At 54.1% G+C, this 3,503-nt stretch carries 1 tRNA gene and 2 rRNA genes; all 3 read left to right on the forward strand.

Annotated features, from left to right (window positions below):
* Positions 1-136 precede the first annotated feature (136 nt).
* A tRNA-Glu gene (locus Xvie_RS26700) sits at positions 137-212 on the forward strand.
* Positions 213-404: 192 nt separating this feature from the next.
* Positions 405-3,314, forward strand: a 23S ribosomal RNA gene (locus Xvie_RS26705).
* 88 nt (positions 3,315-3,402) lie between these two features.
* Positions 3,403-3,503, forward strand: a 5S ribosomal RNA gene (rrf, locus tag Xvie_RS26710).

Genomic DNA, 3,503 nt, shown 5'->3' on the forward strand with positions numbered 1-3,503 from the left:
TCGTAACAAGGTAACCGTAGGGGAACCTGCGGTTGGATCACCTCCTTACCTAGAGATAGTAGTTTTTGTTGCAGTGCTCACACAGATTGTCTGATGAAATGTAATATGAGCAGCGCGTCTGCGAAGAAGACTCGATGTCCCCTTCGTCTAGAGGCCTAGGACACCGCCCTTTCACGGCGGTAACAGGGGTTCGAATCCCCTAGGGGACGCCACACTGCTCAGGCCCTGTGTGAAAGGCGGTGCCCCCTGATATTATTGTTAAGCGGGCTGTAAAGTCGGTTTACCAATAATAGCTCTTTAACAATCCGGAACAAGCTGAAAATTTGAAACACCCAGTCCCAGTCGTGAAGACGGGATTGGGGAGTCTCTCAAAACTCCAGTCCGAAGACACCTTCGGGTTGTGAGGTTAAGCGACTAAGCGTACACGGTGGATGCCTAGGCAGTCAGAGGCGATGAAGGACGTGCTAATCTGCGAAAAGCGCCGGTGAGCTGATATGAAGCGCCATCAGCCGGCGATGTCCGAATGGGGAAACCCAGTGCAATCCGTTGCACTATCATTAACTGAATTCATAGGTTAATGAGGCGAACCGGGGGAACTGAAACATCTCAGTACCCCGAGGAAAAGAAATCAACCGAGATTCCCCCAGTAGCGGCGAGCGAACGGGGAGCAGCCCAGAACCAGCATCAGTGTCAGCGTCAGGAGAACGGTCTGGAAAGGCCGGCAGTAAAGGGTGATAGCCCCGTATCTGAAGACGCTGGCAGTGGGAGTTCGATGAGTAGGGCGGGACACGTGGTATCCTGTCTGAACATGGGGGGACCATCCTCCAAGGCTAAATACTCCTGACTGACCGATAGTGAACCAGTACCGTGAGGGAAAGGCGAAAAGAACCCCGGCGAGGGGAGTGAAAGAGAACCTGAAACCGTGTACGTACAAGCAGTGGGAGCACCCTTTGGGGTGTGACTGCGTACCTTTTGTATAATGGGTCAGCGACTTATATTCTGTAGCAAGGTTAACCGTATAGGGGAGCCGCAGGGAAACCGAGTCTTAACTGGGCGTTAAGTTGCAGGGTATAGACCCGAAACCCGGTGATCTAGCCATGGGCAGGTTGAAGGTTGGGTAACACTAACTGGAGGACCGAACCGACTAATGTTGAAAAATTAGCGGATGACTTGTGGCTGGGGGTGAAAGGCCAATCAAACCGGGAGATAGCTGGTTCTCCCCGAAAGCTATTTAGGTAGCGCCTCGTGAAGTCATCTTCGGGGGTAGAGCACTGTTTCGGCTAGGGGGTCATCCCGACTTACCAACCCGATGCAAACTGCGAATACCGAAGAATGTTATCACGGGAGACACACGGCGGGTGCTAACGTCCGTCGTGAAGAGGGAAACAACCCAGACCGCCAGCTAAGGTCCCCAAGTCATGGTTAAGTGGGAAACGAAGTGGGAAGGCTCAGACAGCCAGGATGTTGGCTTAGAAGCAGCCATCATTTAAAGAAAGCGTAATAGCTCACTGGTCGAGTCGGCCTGCGCGGAAGATGTAACGGGGCTAAACCATGCACCGAAGCTGCGGCAGCGACACGCAAGTGTTGTTGGGTAGGGGAGCGTTCTGTAAGCCGTTGAAGGTGTGCTGTGAGGCATGCTGGAGGTATCAGAAGTGCGAATGCTGACATAAGTAACGATAAAGCGGGTGAAAAACCCGCTCGCCGGAAGACCAAGGGTTCCTGTCCAACGTTAATCGGGGCAGGGTGAGTCGACCCCTAAGGCGAGGCCGAAAGGCGTAGTCGATGGGCAACGGGTTAATATTCCCGTACCCGGTGTTACTGCGAAGGGGGGACGGAGAAGGCTAGGCTGGCCGGGCGACGGTTTGTCCCGGTTTAAGCGTGTAGGTGGGGTGACCTGGCAAATCCGGTCACCTGTTAACACTGAGGCGTGATGACGAGGCACCACGGTGCTGAAGTAGCTGATGCCCTGCTTCCAGGAAAAGCCTCTAAGCTCTAGGTAACATTGGATCGTACCCCAAACCGACACAGGTGGTCAGGTAGAGAATACTCAGGCGCTTGAGAGAACTCGGGTGAAGGAACTAGGCAAAATGGTGCCGTAACTTCGGGAGAAGGCACGCTGGCACTAGGTGAAGGGCCCCGCGCCCGGAGCCGAAGCCAGTCGCAGATACCAGCTGGCTGCAACTGTTTAATAAAAACACAGCACTGTGCAAACACGAAAGTGGACGTATACGGTGTGACGCCTGCCCGGTGCTGGAAGGTTAATTGATGGGGTTAGCCGCAAGGCGAAGCTCTTGATCGAAGCCCCAGTAAACGGCGGCCGTAACTATAACGGTCCTAAGGTAGCGAAATTCCTTGTCGGGTAAGTTCCGACCTGCACGAATGGCGTAATGATGGCCAGGCTGTCTCCACCCGAGACTCAGTGAAATTGAACTCGCTGTGAAGATGCAGTGTACCCGCGGCAAGACGGAAAGACCCCGTGAACCTTTACTATAGCTTGACACTGAACCTGGAGCCTTGATGTGTAGGATAGGTGGGAGGCTTGGAAGTGTGGACGCCAGTCTGCATGGAGCCAACCTTGAAATACCACCCTTGAATGTTTGAGGTTCTAACGTAGGCCCGTCATCCGGGTTGCGGACAGTGTCTGGTGGGTAGTTTGACTGGGGCGGTCTCCTCCCAAAGCGTAACGGAGGAGCACGAAGGTTAGCTAATCACGGTCGGACATCGTGAGGTTAGTGCAAAGGCATAAGCTAGCTTGACTGCGAGAGTGACAGCTCGAGCAGGTACGAAAGTAGGTCTTAGTGATCCGGTGGTTCTGCATGGAAGGGCCATCGCTCAACGGATAAAAGGTACTCCGGGGATAACAGGCTGATACCGCCCAAGAGTTCATATCGACGGCGGTGTTTGGCACCTCGATGTCGGCTCATCACATCCTGGGGCTGAAGTAGGTCCCAAGGGTATGGCTGTTCGCCATTTAAAGTGGTACGCGAGCTGGGTTTAGAACGTCGTGAGACAGTTCGGTCCCTATCTGCCGTGGGCGTTGGAAGATTGAAAGGGGCTGCTCCTAGTACGAGAGGACCGGAGTGGACGCACCACTGGTGTTCGGGTTGTCATGCCAATGGCACTGCCCGGTAGCTAAGTGCGGAAGAGATAACCGCTGAAAGCATCTAAGCGGGAAACTTGCCTTGAGATGAGTCTTCCCTTGTCCCTTGAGGACACTGAAGGAACGTTCGAGACGAGGACGTGGATAGGCTGGGTGTGTAAGCGTTGCGAGACGTTGAGCTAACCAGTACTAATGAACCGTGCGGCTTAACCTGACAACACCGAAGGTGTTTTGGGCTGAGAGAGCAGATGACAAAGTTTCAAAGCAGATGACAGCTTGTTCGGGGTTGAAACCAGGATTTGTCTGGCGGCAATAGCGCGGTGGTCCCACCTGACCCCATGCCGAACTCAGCAGTGAAACGCCGTAGCGCCGATGGTAGTGTGGGGTCTCCCCATGTGAGAGT

It is taken from the genome of Xenorhabdus vietnamensis, from assembly GCF_002127535.1.
In the GTDB taxonomy this organism is placed as follows: domain Bacteria; phylum Pseudomonadota; class Gammaproteobacteria; order Enterobacterales; family Enterobacteriaceae; genus Xenorhabdus; species Xenorhabdus vietnamensis.